Annotated in this window: 12 protein-coding genes; 8 read left to right on the top strand and 4 right to left on the bottom strand. The window is 38.6% G+C overall.

The window, feature by feature from the left end:
* The first annotated feature begins 48 nt into the window (after positions 1-48).
* Together ACZSMY_RS17275 and ACZSMY_RS17270 are read left to right on the top strand one after the other, a co-directional pair.
* Positions 49-1047 (top strand): SIS domain-containing protein, encoded by a 999-nt coding sequence (locus ACZSMY_RS17275; RefSeq protein WP_256705110.1) that lies wholly within the window; start codon positions 49-51, stop codon positions 1045-1047.
* Between the two features lie 417 nt (positions 1048-1464).
* A complete protein-coding gene (locus tag ACZSMY_RS17270) occupies positions 1465-2190 on the top strand; it encodes a UTRA domain-containing protein (protein WP_256705109.1) in 726 nt (241 codons plus the stop codon).
* 806 nt (positions 2191-2996) lie between these two features.
* Here ACZSMY_RS17270 and ACZSMY_RS17265 read toward each other — a convergent pair.
* The 3 genes from ACZSMY_RS17265 to ACZSMY_RS17255 form a co-directional block, all read right to left on the bottom strand.
* Positions 2997-4616, bottom strand: coding sequence for an amidohydrolase (locus tag ACZSMY_RS17265; RefSeq protein WP_465148045.1), 1620 nt, complete (start codon positions 4614-4616; stop codon positions 2997-2999).
* Between the two features lie 30 nt (positions 4617-4646).
* Complete coding sequence (locus ACZSMY_RS17260) at positions 4647-6044, bottom strand: sodium/glutamate symporter (RefSeq protein ID WP_465148044.1); 1398 nt, start codon at positions 6042-6044, stop codon at positions 4647-4649.
* Between the two features lie 133 nt (positions 6045-6177).
* Positions 6178-6900, bottom strand: coding sequence for a GntR family transcriptional regulator (locus ACZSMY_RS17255; protein WP_465148043.1), 723 nt, complete (start codon positions 6898-6900; stop codon positions 6178-6180).
* Positions 6901-7109: 209 nt separating this feature from the next.
* Here ACZSMY_RS17255 and ACZSMY_RS17250 point away from each other — a divergent pair, with 209 nt between their 5' ends.
* Positions 7110-7805, top strand: coding sequence for a poly-gamma-glutamate hydrolase family protein (locus tag ACZSMY_RS17250; RefSeq protein ID WP_465148042.1), 696 nt, complete (start codon positions 7110-7112; stop codon positions 7803-7805).
* 158 nt (positions 7806-7963) lie between these two features.
* On the top strand, positions 7964-8818 hold the full coding sequence (locus ACZSMY_RS17245; RefSeq protein ID WP_465148041.1) for a glycerophosphodiester phosphodiesterase: 855 nt from the start codon (positions 7964-7966) through the stop codon (positions 8816-8818).
* Between the two features lie 233 nt (positions 8819-9051).
* On the opposite strand, the gene ACZSMY_RS17240 is transcribed toward ACZSMY_RS17245, so the two are convergent.
* The gene (locus ACZSMY_RS17240; RefSeq protein WP_341173297.1) at positions 9052-10101 is read right to left on the bottom strand and encodes a M14 family zinc carboxypeptidase; all 1050 of its coding nucleotides are present in this window, start codon (positions 10099-10101) and stop codon (positions 9052-9054) included.
* A 586-nt stretch (positions 10102-10687) separates the two neighbouring features.
* Between ACZSMY_RS17240 and ACZSMY_RS17235 the strand changes: the two genes are divergently transcribed.
* From ACZSMY_RS17235 to ACZSMY_RS17220, 4 genes are all read left to right on the top strand, one after another.
* A complete protein-coding gene (locus ACZSMY_RS17235; RefSeq protein WP_465148040.1) occupies positions 10688-11938 on the top strand; it encodes an NAD(P)/FAD-dependent oxidoreductase in 1251 nt (416 codons plus the stop codon).
* 17 nt (positions 11939-11955) lie between these two features.
* Positions 11956-13404 carry a sodium:solute symporter family protein gene (locus ACZSMY_RS17230; RefSeq protein ID WP_465148039.1) on the top strand — a complete coding sequence of 483 codons (1449 nt, stop codon included), beginning with the start codon at positions 11956-11958 and terminating at the stop codon, positions 13402-13404.
* 16 nt (positions 13405-13420) lie between these two features.
* Positions 13421-13546, top strand: coding sequence for a hypothetical protein (locus ACZSMY_RS17225; RefSeq protein WP_256705104.1), 126 nt, complete (start codon positions 13421-13423; stop codon positions 13544-13546).
* 389 nt (positions 13547-13935) lie between these two features.
* Positions 13936-15333 (top strand): PTS transporter subunit EIIC, encoded by a 1398-nt coding sequence (locus ACZSMY_RS17220; protein WP_256705103.1) that lies wholly within the window; start codon positions 13936-13938, stop codon positions 15331-15333.
* Positions 15334-15339: the final 6 nt, after the last annotated feature.

Here is a 15339-nt window from a genome sequence, read left to right as displayed (position 1 = left end):
TAATATAACATTATAATACGTATTATAATCTAGTAGGAGGAATTGAAAATGGAAGAAAACAAACAACAAACACTGCATCAATTGGAAGAGGTATATAACGCATATGAAGAAAGAGAAATAGAAAGAGTCTTTCTGGTGGCATGCGGAGGATCAAAAGCATTGATGATTCCAAGTAAATATTTGATTGACCGCGAAGCAAAAAGCATTACAGCGGAAGTTTTTAATTCAAATGAATTTATTCATTTGAATCCAAGTACACTCAATGAAAAGTCATTAGTCATTTTATGCTCACACAAAGGGAAGACGCCGGAAACAACGGACGCAGCTCAGTTTGCAAAAGATAAGGGAGCACTGACAGTTTCCTTGATGTATGTAGAAGATGCACCACTAAAACGTGCTTCTGATTATACCGTTAATTACAGCTGGGCTCCTGCTGGTTCAAAAGAGCAGTATTCGGAGATAATGAATTATGGTGTCTTGTATCGTTTAACATCCAAACTATTGAACATCAAAGAAGGTAATACAACATATGAAAAAATGGTATCCAGTTTAGACGGGTTAAGCAAAGCCTTCGATAAAGCAGATGTACAATATCGTACAAAGGCAAAAGAGTATGCAGAAGAAGTAAAAGATGAAAAAATTATATATACGGTGGCAAGCGGAGCAAATTACGGCATCGCCTATACTTTCTCAAACTGCATTCTGATGGAAATGCAATGGATACATTCCCACCCTATCCATGCGGGTGAGTATTTCCATGGAGCATTTGAAATAACTGATAAAGAAGTGCCATTTATCCTGCTAAAAGGGTTGGATGAAACAAGACCATTGGAAGAAAGAGCAGAAGTATTTTTAAATAAATATACGGATAAACTGCTTGTTATTGATGCAGCAAACCTGGATTTATCAGATATAGATGATGAGATAAAAGGTTACTTAGCACCAATGGTGATCAATTATGTATTGCGTTTACACGCAGTTGCATTAGCAGAAGTAAGAAATCATCCTTTACCGACACGCAGATATATGTTTAAAGTTGCATATTAATAGTTTAGGTAAACAAAATCCTCTTTACTCATGCGGGTAAAGAGGATTTTGTTTTATCCTTACATAAAAATGAATCTTATCATAAGAATACAAGAATCATTTCTGTTAAAAGTGGTTCATTAAGTACTTTAGTCATTACAGATTAAGGAAATTGGTACTATGTAAATAATGTATTATAATATTAGCATATGTTATAATATAAATTAATCAGTTTTTGTACGTGAATGTTACCTTATTTTTTTATCCAAATGAACTTAAAAATCCTCTCCTTCAGTGGTCATGTATAGTTATTTTTAATTTTCCTAAAATAATTCCTATTTTTGTTGGACTTCTAGGAGTTTCACATAAATATTTGCGAAAGTTGGATAATATATATTTTCATTTTAATTTCAATAAAAAAGGTTAGGAGAGAAGAAAATGAAACTGAATATATCAAGTGAAAAACCATTATACCTACAATTAAAAGAACATATTAAATCAGAAATAAACATGGAAAGGTATATGCCAGGTCAAAAGCTGTCTACAGAAACAGAATTATGTGAAGAGTATGGTGTAAGCAGGATAACGGCACGCCGGGCAATAACGGACCTGGTGGAAGAAGGCGTATTAATTAAAAAGCAGGGGAAAGGTACGTTTGTCCGAGAAGTGAAACATAAACGTGAATTAATCTCAGTAGGTAGCTTTTCTGAATTAACAAGCAGCTCTGGAAATGAACCAAATACAAAAATATTATCTATCAACATTATTGACTTAGGGGAAAATGAGAATAACTTTCCCGTCTCAAAAAACTCTAAAATCCTCGAACTACGCAGGCTGCTTTTTATAGATAATGTGCCATTTATTATGGAAACATCGCATTACCCGCTTGAATTACTGCCTGGGTTAGAAGAAAAAATAAGTTCAACAACTTCCACATACAAAACATTAAAGGAAGAATACGGTGTTGAAGTGGTAAGTTCAGATAAAATAGTGAACGTCGGCTATGCAACGATGGAAGAAGCGGAACGTTTGCAATGTGATATTGGCGCTACGTTATTTAATGTTGAAAAGATTTCATCTGACCAGAACAACAGACATATCCATTTTTCAAAATCATTAATGATTGCTGATAGGGTGACGTTTACTTTGAGTATTAATAAGTGAATGAGGTACTTGAATGGTGGATTAATATACATTAATTTATTTATTAATAGAAAATAGCCCTTGATTAGATATCTGTTAAGTAATTGTGGTAGCTTAAATGATGTATCAAAGGATATTGGAAAAGGGCCATGTGATTGAACATGGTTAGAAGTATTAGTAAAAGGGCTGAATTTTGATAAACAGATAGTAAAATCTATGTTATAGTCTTGATATCTTTAGAATATTGGTATCAAGCTTTATCATAGATTTTTTGATATATATGGCTACATATTTAGTTTGAGAAATTTTTAATTAGATACATTTCCTAATTAGCTTATATAATCTATATAGACAAGGAATAATACTGTTTTCTTGCTATTTCATGAGTTGTGGATGAACATATATAATAGCCGCTAAAATACAAATTAGATTTCAGAAGGTTATATAATGAAAAAGAAATATAAAAGAAAATACTTTTTGTTGGTGAAAAGGAACAAAATATGCTTTTTTATGATGAATTTCAAGAATCTTTAATAAATGAAGATAAAAAAGAAGCAAATAAGTATTTGAACTGGATAGAGAGAGGTTTGAATAGTACACTATAATAACAGCTTTATGATTATAATAGTGAAGCTAGTTGGTATTTTAAAAAGAAAATCCGCTGAGATTCCTGATATTAATCTCAACGGATTTTCTTTTTTGAAGTCCAACATATAAATAGATAGTTATCCTAAAACATATAAAGGTCGAAAAGAGGGGAGCAGGATTCTTTCTAATTCCTGTTTGGTTGCTTCGCTCTATTCCATTCCTAACCTAAAAACCCTTAACTATCGAACAGTACGAACCTCACTCCGATAAATCGTCTCCCCATCCTTAATCGTCTCCAAAACTTGAATATCACGAATATCCATCGTATCCATCTTCATCGGGTTTCGATCCAAAATAACTAAATCGGCAACTTTCCCATCTTCCAAGCTGCCTTTATAATCCTCTTCAAAATATTGATACGCTGCATTAATCGTGACAGCCTTCAACGCTTCATAGACACTGACACATTCCTCGGGCCCGATGCTCACACCATTTCTCGTTTGTCTATTCACCGCACACCAAATCGTATGCAGCATGTCCGGTTTGACGATAGGTGCATCCTGATGGAAGTTCACGCACAGATCGCGGTCATATGCGGATCTTGCCGGGCTAATACGACGTCCACGCCTGTCGCCAAGATTTTTTAGATGGACATCTCCCCAGTAATACGTGTGCGCGACGAAGATGGAAGGGATCATCGATAAGTCGGCCATGATGTCCAATTGGTCATTTCTTACGGTCTGGCAGTGTATCATCACAGGTCTCAGATTCTCTTTATCTGGATGATTCGATTCTTCCAGCGATGCTTGGTAGTTCCGTAACAGCTGATCAGAAGCGGCATCTCCATTACAGTGTGTTAATAGCTGCACGCCATCGTTGACTGCTGCGTTGGTATATTGTTTGACCTGCTCATCCTTGAACCATGGATATCCCAGGTAGGTTTCTTCGCCTTCATAAGGTTCTGTGAGCCAAGCTGTTTTCCCTTGAGGAGACCCGTCTAAAAACATTTTATATCCGCCGATTTTAAAGCGGTTCTGATATTTTTTGGCATAATCTTTATTTTCTTCCATCAGCTTTTTCGGCTCTGCATCAAATACGGGGTAGGCGACCACATCGATTTTCAGCTTTTGCTGCTGGGCCAAGGCTTTGAATAAGTCAATAATCTCTTTGGATGATGCGCCGTCCTGAACGGTTGCAATTCCATTTTTGATATATTCATTCTGGGCATACTCTGCCAGTTTGAACTCATCCCGTTTCACACCTTTAAAAAGGGTTTTCTGTAATCCCATCACGGCATTTTCTTCTAAATAGCCATTTGGCTCATTTGTACCTGCAACCCGGCCGATTGTACCGCCTTCCGGGTCGGAAGTGTGCTCGTTTATGCCTGCTGCCTGTAATCCCAAATCATTCGTGCAGCCTAAGTGGCCGGAAGCATGTAAAATCAAAATAGGATGCTCCGTGGATACTTGATTCAATATCTCTTTCGTTGGATGTCTGTTTTCTGCAAGAAAATTATGATCATACCCGCATCCGACGACAATATCGCCTTTTTTTAATTCTTTTTCCTGAATATATGCTTTTAGTGCTTGAATTACTTCATCAAAATTATCGCATTCACTTAAATCAGCTATCAATGAAAAATGACCAACCATCGAAACGTGACCATGCGGGTCGATAAAGGCAGGCATCAGGGTATTTCCTTGTAAATCAATGCTTTCTGCCTGAGGGCTGGCTGCTTGTTTCACTTCTGCTAGGCTGCCTTGCTTTTTGATAACCCCATTTTCTACTAACACTGCTTCGGCGCTGTCATTCTCTCCAGTCATCGTAATGATATCGCCGCCATAATATAATTTTTGCATTGCAGATTTCACTCCTTATTTCGCTGTAGATTATGCATAGGATTTTTTCTTACTTTTGATTGGTTCAGCTTCCTCTTTGAAATCGTATGTTTTTCTGCCCCATGCTTTAAATACCTTTAATAGAATCAAATAAATAGGGACAGGCGCCAGTAACCATAGAATTCCAGCTGTGACGGATAATGTCCCGGCCATAATCATCATAATCGTTGAAACGGTTATATAAGAGAACATCATCGGAATATTCATCATCCCTAATTCGATGGCTGTGGTGGAACGCAGGGAAGGCTCAATAATCCGTACAAGCGCGATTCCGCTTGGAACAGTACCCAGCGAGGTTCCCAGCAAACCGAGCGTCCGGGAAAAGTCGTTGTCGCCGCCTAAGCGCTTTCCAAAGTATAAAACGACTGCAATAGTAAGCGCAGCTATGACAACGGCTTCGATAATAATTGGAACAATCCACTGGCCGATGATACTGAATTGAACGGCCATAAAGGAACAGACAACTAAATAATCGGTGGACCAGCCGGTAATTTTCGTTTGAAAGGTATTATCCAGCAAATGGTCCAGCTGCAGCTTTTTCAATACCATTTTCACAAAATAGCCGGCAAGCATGCCGTAAATAAACAGCATTCCGCCAAGCGTCGGACCTATACCAGGAATCATGGAAATAAGAGATGCCATTCCTAAAGCCAGCACATAACAGATACCAATCATCGTAAAGTGGAACGTCATTGTATCCATATTTCCGCTGAATACCGTCTCTTGTCCGATTGATTCTCTTTTCTCATTCTTCGTGTAATAGCCTCGTTTGACATAATCTTTAATTTCGGATTCGCCATATTTCTTGGCTAACCCGCGTTTTAACCCATATTTTGCAAGTGGGACGCCAATTAAGAAGCAGGCGATAAAACCGATTGCCGCAAAGGTCAGGCCTACCATCGCTGCATTTTCTATTCCGTACTGCTGTTCAAAAATAGATCCGAATGTCGCCGCCTGCCCTGGTCCTTGTGTAAAGGCAAAGGGGATAAGCAGCCCATATAGGGCGTCCATTCCGAAATAACCGCCGACGAGTAAAATGACAACTGCGCCGACAGCAGGGGTGAGTGCATATAATAGATTCCAGAGCATGCCCATTCCCAGTGACCCTCTGGCAATCTGCTTCCCGGCAGTATGGTCGTTATTCGCCTTGTTATTGCTTGTTAAGCCAATGGAGATGAACGTGATCGTAAATAACTGCGTAACAATTACAGTGAACATTTCGGCATTGGTTGCCTGGATAAGATTTGTATTCATGACAATCATGCCTAAAATACCAGCTATGACACTGGCAGGCACTAACATATTTCGAATAAAAGCTACTTTGGCCCGAATAATCATACCGGCACAAAGCAGGATACTTGCGATACTGAATGCAATCATAAAACTCATATGGATGACCTCCCTAAAAAAGCTGTCTAATTTTGACTGCAAAAATAGTATTTATATTTTATGCGATAGACACCAGTATTCTCAAGGAGGTCAGAATGTTCTAACCAGTTAAAAAACAATAACTATTCTATTTTTATTTGCTATTTCTCGACAAGGTTATTTTAAAGGAGTACATATCCGCACGATAATAGGCCCTCTCAAATTCCACGAAGTCTCCATGGACATCGGTAATTTTTCTTTCTGCAATAATGATGCTTGTCCCCTCAGGAATATTCAGTAACTCTGAATCATCCCGGGTGGAGATTCCCGCTCTGATTTCCTGCTCCGCCTGAAAGGTATTTACTTTTAATTCTCTTTCCAGCAGCTCATAGAATGCTTCTTCATCCAGGTTAAATTGAGACAGCTTTTTCCCTAATGCCACAGGGTAATAATGCCTTTCAATTCCCATCGGAATATCATTTGCATACCTTATTCTTTTAAAGTGATGTGCCTTATCTAAACCAGTCACTTCTTTTAATCTTCCAACTAACTCGATTTCCTGGGAGGCTACTAATCTGGCTCCCGGCGCCATCCCCATTTTCTCGATATTTTCCGAGGTGCTGTGAAGGCTGCCAAGCCAGTCATTAATCGTTCGAACGGCGATAAAGGTTCCTTTCCCCGGCTTTCTCACCAAGATTCCTTTCCGAACCAGCTGTTCGATACTTTGTCTCACCGTACTTCGGCTTACATAGTGTTCATCCATCAATTCTCTCTCGCTGGGAATCTTTTCTGCATAATCGCCGTTATATATTTTCTGTTCAATGATTTGTTTTAACTGCACATGAAGCGGGATGGAGTTTGTATAGTCTAAGGTCATGGTTGTTTTTCCTTTCGCTGCTGTTTGACTTGTTATTTCATCGGTATGCTTATTTTAGCATGTTTGACGCAGAGGAGTGGGTGGAGAAAGCAGAAAAGTTCGATAAATGACTGGTAGTATAATGATGACGTTTCAGATGTGATGCCTGATATAGTAGAATGAGAGAATGGTAAAGAGAATATGGCATACATGAAATAGAGGTAGCAGCGATGAAAAGAAATAACTTTATGATTGTGGGACTAGCACTGGCCGTTATAATGATAGCGCTGCTGCTAGTCAATGGAAGTAACGGGAACGATAAATATAAAAACTTTAACGAACTTCATCAACAGGAGAGGCAAGATGAAGATTATCGAATCAGTTCCGAAGAAAGAGATTCGGATGTTGCCAGCATAGCCATCCATGGCGGAGGGATAGAGCCTGGTACAACGGATTTAGCGGAACAATTAGCTTTCGCAGGCGACTATTCCTTCTATTCTTTTCAAGGAATCAAAGCAGCAAACAATACGGACCTGCATATTGATTCCACGAACTTCGATGAACCAGAGGCAGTAGCCCTTGTCTCAGACAGTTTCTATACCGTATCTTTCCATGGATACGAGGACGAACTGGAAAAACACACGTATTTGGGAGGATTGGATGAAGCATTAGCTCAATCTATCGAGATAGAGCTAAAAAAAGCTGGATTTTCCGTAAGTGATGCACCGAAGGAAATCAATGGGGAAGAAAAGGACAATATTGTTAATCAAAATAGGCAGAGCAAAGGAGTTCAATTAGAGATTAGCACTGCGCAGCGAAAGGCTTTTTTTGAGGAGGGGGATTTTTCGTCTGGGAATCGGGATAATCGGACGGAGGAATTTTATGATTATGTTGAGGCTGTTGGAAGGGGATTGAGTGGGGGTTAGGGTTTGGTAGTAAAGATGGAAGCCTCAATGTTGCAAACTTTTTGAACTATTAAGAATTTCTTAGTTTATCTTACATCTCTTTATCTTACAGTTTACATTTACTTAATAGATTACCTCTATAATAAAAAGTAAGACAGAAAAAGGGAGAGATTAAGATTATGATACGAAAGATTACTATTTTATCGTTAACAGTAATGATCTTCGCGTCTGTGTTCACAGTTCCTGTATTCGCATCCAAAGGTGGAGGCACTCAGACAGTTCAACAACAGAAAAAAATGGTTAATATTGCACATCGAGGGGCATCAGGTCATGCTCCGGAAAATACAATGGCTGCTTTTGAAAAAGCCTTTGAAATGAAAGCTGATTATATTGAAATTGATGTACAAATGACCAAGGATGGAGAGCTAATAGCCATTCACGATACAACTGTTAATCGTACAACAAATGGGGCAGGATCTGTTGGGGATTACACACTTGAAGAAATTCAACAATTGGACGCCGGAAGTTGGTTCGGACAAGAATTTGCGGGTGAACAAATTCCTACTTTTGAGGAAGTAATCGATACATATCGAGGAAAGATTGGGTTATTAATAGAATTAAAATCTCCTGAATTGTATCCAGGCGTAGAAGAAAAAGTCGCTGAAACCTTAATGGAGCGTAATATGCATAAGCCTAATAACGAAAAAATTATTATCCAGTCGTTTAATCATACATCTGTGCAACAATCAAAGGCACTCCTGCAGAATGTCCCTCACGGTGTCCTTGCGGGTACTTCTTGGGCAAATGTTACCGATGAACAGTTGGCACAATTTACAACTTTTGCTGATTTCTTCCACCCAAATATGAGCATTGTTACCGATGAGCTTGTTGACCGTGTTCATATTGCCGGGATGAAGATATATCCTTATACAGTGCGAACGCAGGAACAAGCAAATAACTTATTTGAACGCAACGTGGATGGTATTATTACCGACTTTCCCGAATATGTTTATAGACATCCAGTGAAAAACTAAGGGTCTTAAAAAAGCTAGACTGGAATTCAACACTCAGATAGAGTGCGCCAAAATCCAAACGGAGAAGGTGCTTTTCTTTTTAATAGAAAGTTAAAGATTCCACACCAAAGTAAAGGATTCTAAGAAAGTAATAATCGCTTTCTTAGAATCCCTTAAATGCTCCGTTTTCTAAAACTGCCTAGAGAAGTTCAAGGTATAGTACGAGTTATCATGATTTATGGGGAAATAACTATTTACTCCGTTGTCCTCGTAGATTGTGTTGGTAAAGTATCCCAAAAAGAAACATCTTTATTGTTGATAGATCCATCTGAAATGGCTCTAACAGCAGCATCCAACGTATTTACTGTTTGTTTTATTAAATAGCCATTACTTTTTTGTCCTAAAATGGCGGATTCATTGGAATGATCCGACATGCCGCGCATTTCAAATAACAGGGTAGAGATTCCGTATTCGACAGAAATTCCATTTCGGGAAATTGTCTCGGCAGAACCGCCATTATATTTACCAAGATGTCCCCAACCAGTTGAATCTATTTTATCAAACACCACAGCACCTAATTGTTTGGATTTATGAACAACTTCAGGGTCTGCATTTTCCGTAGTCGGATAAAGGATGGAACCAGACACTAGCTCTCCATCACGTTCACTATTAGCTCCCTGATGATGCAGGTCTATCATATAATCAATATCGTAAGCACTTAATACATTATTATGCAGGGCTTGTGTTTCCGGGAAAACTTTATTCACATGATCACGATTTAAATCCTCGCCTGCCGCATTGTATCTTGTTAGATGACGATCTCCGCTAGCAATATAATCATCTAAATCAAAATCTACATCTCCCATTGCTCCATCAGGGTTCAACATCGGAACAATCAACACATTCACATTATCTAGCACACCTTTTGTTTTACCAGTTCCCAGGTGTTTAATGAACTCAAGCGTCCCTTCTGTTGTCAATTGCTCGTTACCATGCTGTTGTGTTAAAAAAAGAATAGTTGGGTTTTCAGGGTTGGAGATATATTTAACAAGATATAGGTCGCGACCTTTCATAGATTGGCCAATCACTTCCAATTCCATTTGACTTTGTTTTGAGTCCTGTTTCTTAAGATAATCAACCATTTCATCGTAGGTAGTAAGAATGGAAGTATTAACCGTTTCATTGCCATTGTAATTTGGCCCGTTTCCTACTGCATGGACAGCCGGTGAAGTAAGGGTTGATCCTCCCACAACAAATGCCCCGGCAAGACTGAACATTAAAAGCTTTTTGCTTATCTTTTTCATAGATACCCCTCCCATTTTGTTATACTATCAAATTCGCTAGGAATGAATACAAATCCTTCTAAAATTATAAAAATAGAGAATATTATCTATTATTGAATAAGTGTGAAGGTGTTTTGATAGGGAATACGGTCATAGGATGTGTGAATGATAGAAACATGATTAGTTAAGAATAATGTAAATGAGATTGTTGTAACTTATGTGGGATGCTGTGGAATGTGCTATATTTTGGATAAGGTAGATTATAAGGCTAATAGGTTGTGCTGCTGTTGAGGGAAAAGTAAGAGTTTTTAATGATAAGCTAAAGATTAACCTATTTATTAGAAGTTGATCTTACTGCCATATATTAAATAAATTAAAACAAAATAAAGCAATATTCTGTCTAATCTTGTATAATAGAAATTAGAAAATTGTAAAATATTAAGAGGGTGCTAACTAAGCCTGTCAGAAAACAAGCTTTATGTGTTGCCAGGCAATAATTCGAGATAGAACAATCCATCGAATAAAGCATCTATTTAATTAACGAAAAATTTAATAATTACTGATTAATCTTACTGTTTCACAAATGCTTAACAAAGGAGTCCTTATCTTGAAAAAAGTAATCATAATTGGTGGAGGCGTTATCGGCCTTACCAGCGCCTATTTTTTAAGAAAATCCGGTGCAGAGGTGACGATTATTGAAAAAGGAGAATTTGGCATGGCGTGCTCCAGGGGCAACCAAGGATGGGTCTGTCCTGCAATCCATGAGCCGGTGCCGACACCCGGGCTGGTAACGGAATCCATCCAAATGCTAATGAAAAAAGACAGCCCGCTTTATATCAAGCCTTCTGCCATGCCGCAGCTGTCCGGCTGGTTGACGCAATTTATGAAACATTGTAATGAAGCGGCTTTTAAAAAAGGGGAAGAGGCTTTATTAACGACAAGCAAGCATACCTTATCTCTATTTAATGAGATTCAAAAGGATGGCGTTACTTTCGAATTGCATAAAAAAGGAATGCTGTTTGTATTTCTCTATGAGGCGAACCTCAAGAAGAAATTAGAGCGCCTGAAAGCTGTCTCGCATCAGTATGGACATCAAAAGCCGGAGTACAAAAATCAGCAGGAGGTTAAAACATTAGAGCCTGCACTTTCTGATGATGTAAAGGGCGGCATTTTTTTAGAGAATCAATACCATATTCGTCCAGAGTCCTTTTCCAAAGGGATGGTGGAAAAATTAAAAGCATTGGGAGTTAAGCTGTATTCAAATACAGAAGTGATAGATATTGAAAAGCAGGAGAATCAGATTACTTCGGTAAAGACCAAGCAGGAAGTTTTTGAAGCGGATGCGTTCCTGCTGGCCGCCGGAGCGTGGTCTGATGATATAGGAAAAAAGCTGAATTATAAGCTGCCGCTGACTGCAGGGAAAGGCTACAGTATTACAATCACGAATCCTAAAACAGAAATCGATCATCCGCTTTATCTCGGTGATTTAAAGGGAGGAATTACTCCTTTTGACCATGCTATCCGCATCGGAGGAACCATGGAGCTGTCTGGAAAAAATGTAAACATCGATAAGAAACGTGTGCAGGGGATTCGGTCGGCTGCATCTCAATATCTAAAGGAAGAAATCAAAGGAGATACCGAAGAAGAATGGGGAGGGATGAGACCAATGACTCCTGATGGCATGCCGGTCATTGGGGCGATACCTCATCTGGACAATATGTATATTTGTACCGGTCATGCCATGGTAGGCTTGGCTATGGCACCCGTAAGCGGGAAAATGATTTCCGAAATCATCCTAACCGGGCAAACAGACTTGAATATAGAAGCTTTCTCACCAGCACGATTTGAAAAATCATAAAATGAGGGGGAAGATATATGCCAGTAAATACCTTTGATGTTATTATCGTATTATTTTATTTAGCGCTCGTCTTATACATTGGTTACTATTCCATGAGAAGAATTTCCGGTTTTAAAGACTATACCGTTGCCGGCCGTTCCATGCCAATGGCTCTTATTTTTGCGACGCTTGCAGCAACATTAGCCGGCGGCGGAGCAACCATTGGCAGGGTGGCGTTCGTTTACGATACTGGTGTGGTTATCTTTCTTGCCGTTTTTGGTGTTGTTTTCAGCCAAATTTTAATCGGACAATTTGTCGCGCCGCGGGTTAGAAATCTGGGGAATGTCTACACCGTAGGAGATGTTTTTGGATATTTCTATGGACGCTCTGGGAAATTGGTGTCCGGTATCTTTTCTTTCTTATATAGCGTAGGAATGTTTGGGGTACAGGTGCTGGCAATGGGAAGAATTCTGGAAACCTTGACGGGATTTGATTATATTCCAATGACTATTTTGGGTTCTGTTATTACGGTAATTTACACTTGGGGAGGCGGCATGCTGGCCGTTATTTATACGGATGCCATTCAATTTATTATCTTAACCGTCGGCGTTGCAACAACATTGACATTGGCACTAAATAATATCGGCGGCGTACCAGCCATCGTTGAAAAAGTCAGCGCCATCGATGCCGGCATTTTAGATTTTACCGGCGGCTGGACCGTTGCTGCCATGATTGCTTTCTTCTTAACCTTCTTACTGGGGGAAGCATTAGCTCCTTTTTACATTCAGAGGTATGTTTCATCCAGAAATGCATTAGATAGTAAGCGCTCGGTGACCTACCTTGGCATCTTTTACTTTTTCATGACAACTGCTGTCGTTTTTATCGGACTAGCGGGTGTTGTTCTTCTTCCAGGCACCGATCCGGATCTTGTATTTACCACATTAATTTTAGAGCATATGCCAACCGGCGCTGTCGGATTGATTTTCGGAGGGCTTATTGCAGCCGTTATGTCCACTGGAGATTCTATCTTAAATACTGCTTCCACCATCTTCACGAGGGATATCTATCAAGAATTTATTAATCCGAAAGCAACAGATAAGCAAATGCTTAACCTTGCCAAATGGTCCACACTTATCGTAGGAGTTGGCGGAATTCTTGTTGCCCTTTTAATTCCAAATGTTTTCGACTTAATGGTATTCATTTTTGATCTTTGGGCGCCGTCCATTGTTCCCGTTATTATTATTGCATTATTATGGGGGAAAGCGAGAGACAGGAAAGTATCGCCATACGCTGCGATACCAGCTATACTGGCGGGGATTATCTCTTCTCTCCTATGGAATTACGGCCTTAACGAACCATTCCAAATCCCTACATTAATTGTTGGAATCTGCATGAACCTGTTTACATTCTTTATTGCACATCAATTGACGAAGAATAAACAGCCAACTCAAGCATTTATGCAAGAGGATCTTGATCCTGAGGGATAAAGGAGGAGAATCACACATGATATTTTGGGAGATTTTAGCTTATTTATCTATTGGTGTTTGTTATTTTGGAGCGGTTGCGGTGATTTATGGGTGGATTAAGTTTGGGATGGAGAGGAAGAAGGGAAAGATGGGAGATGAATAGGGGGGTGGAAAATGATGGGGATAGAAAGTAATAGATTTCGTTGATGGAAGTAATAATTGATAGGGTTGGAGTGTACCGAATTATAAACTTAAGGCGACAATTAATAAATAAAAACTCCTTAGAGATTTTATATTCTCTAGGGAGTTTTTGTATTGGATAGAATCTCTAGTTATCAATTAAAAATCTGTTAGAGAATTGTTACTGTTACTTGTCGAATCTAAGTATATAAAGAAATTTAGAAATAAAAAGGTGTTAATTTTCAATAGAAGATATTTTTGTTACCGTTTACATTTTTGAAAAAATATTATATTATAGATTTAACGATAAGACGTCATAACGTCTTGTTGTCTTGTGGTGTTTATACTATAATTAGAAGGGAGTAAGAAGTTATGGGAACATCAAGATTTCTGGCGGATCAATTATTATCGTTGATGGGAGGTTCAGATAATGTAGTGTCAATAACGCATTGTGCAACTCGTTTACGCCCTACATTGAAAGATCGTACATTGGTAGAAACTAAAAAAATAGAATCATTGGATGGTGTGACAGGTATTGTTGATAGGGATTCAGGGATTCAAATAATAATTGGCACACATGTTGGCGATGTCTATAAGGAGTTTATAAAACTATGGAAGTCGGACGATGAGGCTGTTCCTGATGATTCGGAAAATACTCATTTTAACGATAATAAAAAAGGTAATTGGTTTAATGAATTTGTTGCGTTAGTTGTTAGTATTTTTTCTCCTTTACTTCCATTATTAGCTGGGGCTGGTTTACTTCGAGGTTTTACAATTTTAGCAAATGAATTAGGGTGGTTATCAACTGAAAGCACAACGAATTTAATCTTAACACTGGCTGCGACTTCCGTATTCTATTTCTTACCTATTTTAGTAGCAATTACAACTGCTAAACGATTTGATACAAGTCCATATATTGCGATTGCGGTATTAGGAGCTTTGATTATGCCTGAGTTTATTGACTTGATAGAAGGAGATGGCGGAAATACAGTAGTTTTTCTAGGGATATCTATTCCTGTTTTTAATTATACAAGTCAAATCATTCCAGCTATTTTAACTACTTGGTTACAATCAAAAATGGAACACTATATGAAAAAGAAATTGCCAAATAGTTTACACATGATTGTGATACCTACGATATTGTTATTGGTATTGGTTCCGGTTGCTGCAGGGATATTCGGACCGCTAGGGAATTATTTAAGTATTGGGGTTGCCAATGTTATTGATTGGTTTACAGGTGCTAACCAAATTATTACTGGAGCATTTATTGGTGGGATATGGAATATTTTAATATTATTTGGAGTGCATTGGGCGCCGAATACAATGGTAATTATTCCGGAGATTGCAAGTAACGGATATTCTGCTTTTATTGCTTATGGTGCAAATGCTAATTTTGGGATGGCAGGAGCAGCACTAGCTATTTTCTTACGCACTAGAAGTAAAAAGTTAAAGGGATTCTCACTAACTGCGATGACTTCTGTGTTTTTATCAGGGATTGTAGAGCCGGCGATTTATGGGTTAGGTGTGAAATTTAAGAGTCCATTAGTAGCTGGATGTATAGGAGCAGCACTGGGAGGAGCATTTATGGGAGCATTTAATGTAGTTGGTTATGCTTTTATATTTGGAGGTCTGACTACAATTCCTGCATTCGCAGGTCCAACGTTATGGGCGTATATTGTCGGTTTGGCCATTTCATTCTTTGGTGGTATGATCTTAACGCTTATTTTCGGTGTGAAAGATCCAGAGGCAGAAATGTCTAAATCGAGGTAAGTATAT

It is taken from the genome of Oceanobacillus sp. B139/18, from assembly GCF_055524595.1.
The sequence above is the reverse complement of the archived record's forward strand: the minus strand, read 5'-3'. Positions and strand labels throughout refer to the sequence as shown.

Coding starts and splice junctions, on each gene's coding strand:
- ACZSMY_RS17275 (WP_256705110.1), top strand. CDS start 49: ATGGAAGAAAACAAACAACAAACACTGCATCAATTGGAAGAGGTATAT.
- ACZSMY_RS17270 (WP_256705109.1), top strand. CDS start 1,465: ATGAAACTGAATATATCAAGTGAAAAACCATTATACCTACAATTAAAA.
- ACZSMY_RS17265 (WP_465148045.1), bottom strand. CDS start 4,616: ATGCAAAAATTATATTATGGCGGCGATATCATTACGATGACTGGAGAG.
- ACZSMY_RS17260 (WP_465148044.1), bottom strand. CDS start 6,044: ATGAGTTTTATGATTGCATTCAGTATCGCAAGTATCCTGCTTTGTGCC.
- ACZSMY_RS17255 (WP_465148043.1), bottom strand. CDS start 6,900: ATGACCTTAGACTATACAAACTCCATCCCGCTTCATGTGCAGTTAAAA.
- ACZSMY_RS17250 (WP_465148042.1), top strand. CDS start 7,110: ATGAAAAGAAATAACTTTATGATTGTGGGACTAGCACTGGCCGTTATA.
- ACZSMY_RS17245 (WP_465148041.1), top strand. CDS start 7,964: ATGATACGAAAGATTACTATTTTATCGTTAACAGTAATGATCTTCGCG.
- ACZSMY_RS17240 (WP_341173297.1), bottom strand. CDS start 10,101: ATGAAAAAGATAAGCAAAAAGCTTTTAATGTTCAGTCTTGCCGGGGCA.
- ACZSMY_RS17230 (WP_465148039.1), top strand. CDS start 11,956: ATGCCAGTAAATACCTTTGATGTTATTATCGTATTATTTTATTTAGCG.
- ACZSMY_RS17225 (WP_256705104.1), top strand. CDS start 13,421: ATGATATTTTGGGAGATTTTAGCTTATTTATCTATTGGTGTTTGTTAT.
- ACZSMY_RS17220 (WP_256705103.1), top strand. CDS start 13,936: ATGGGAACATCAAGATTTCTGGCGGATCAATTATTATCGTTGATGGGA.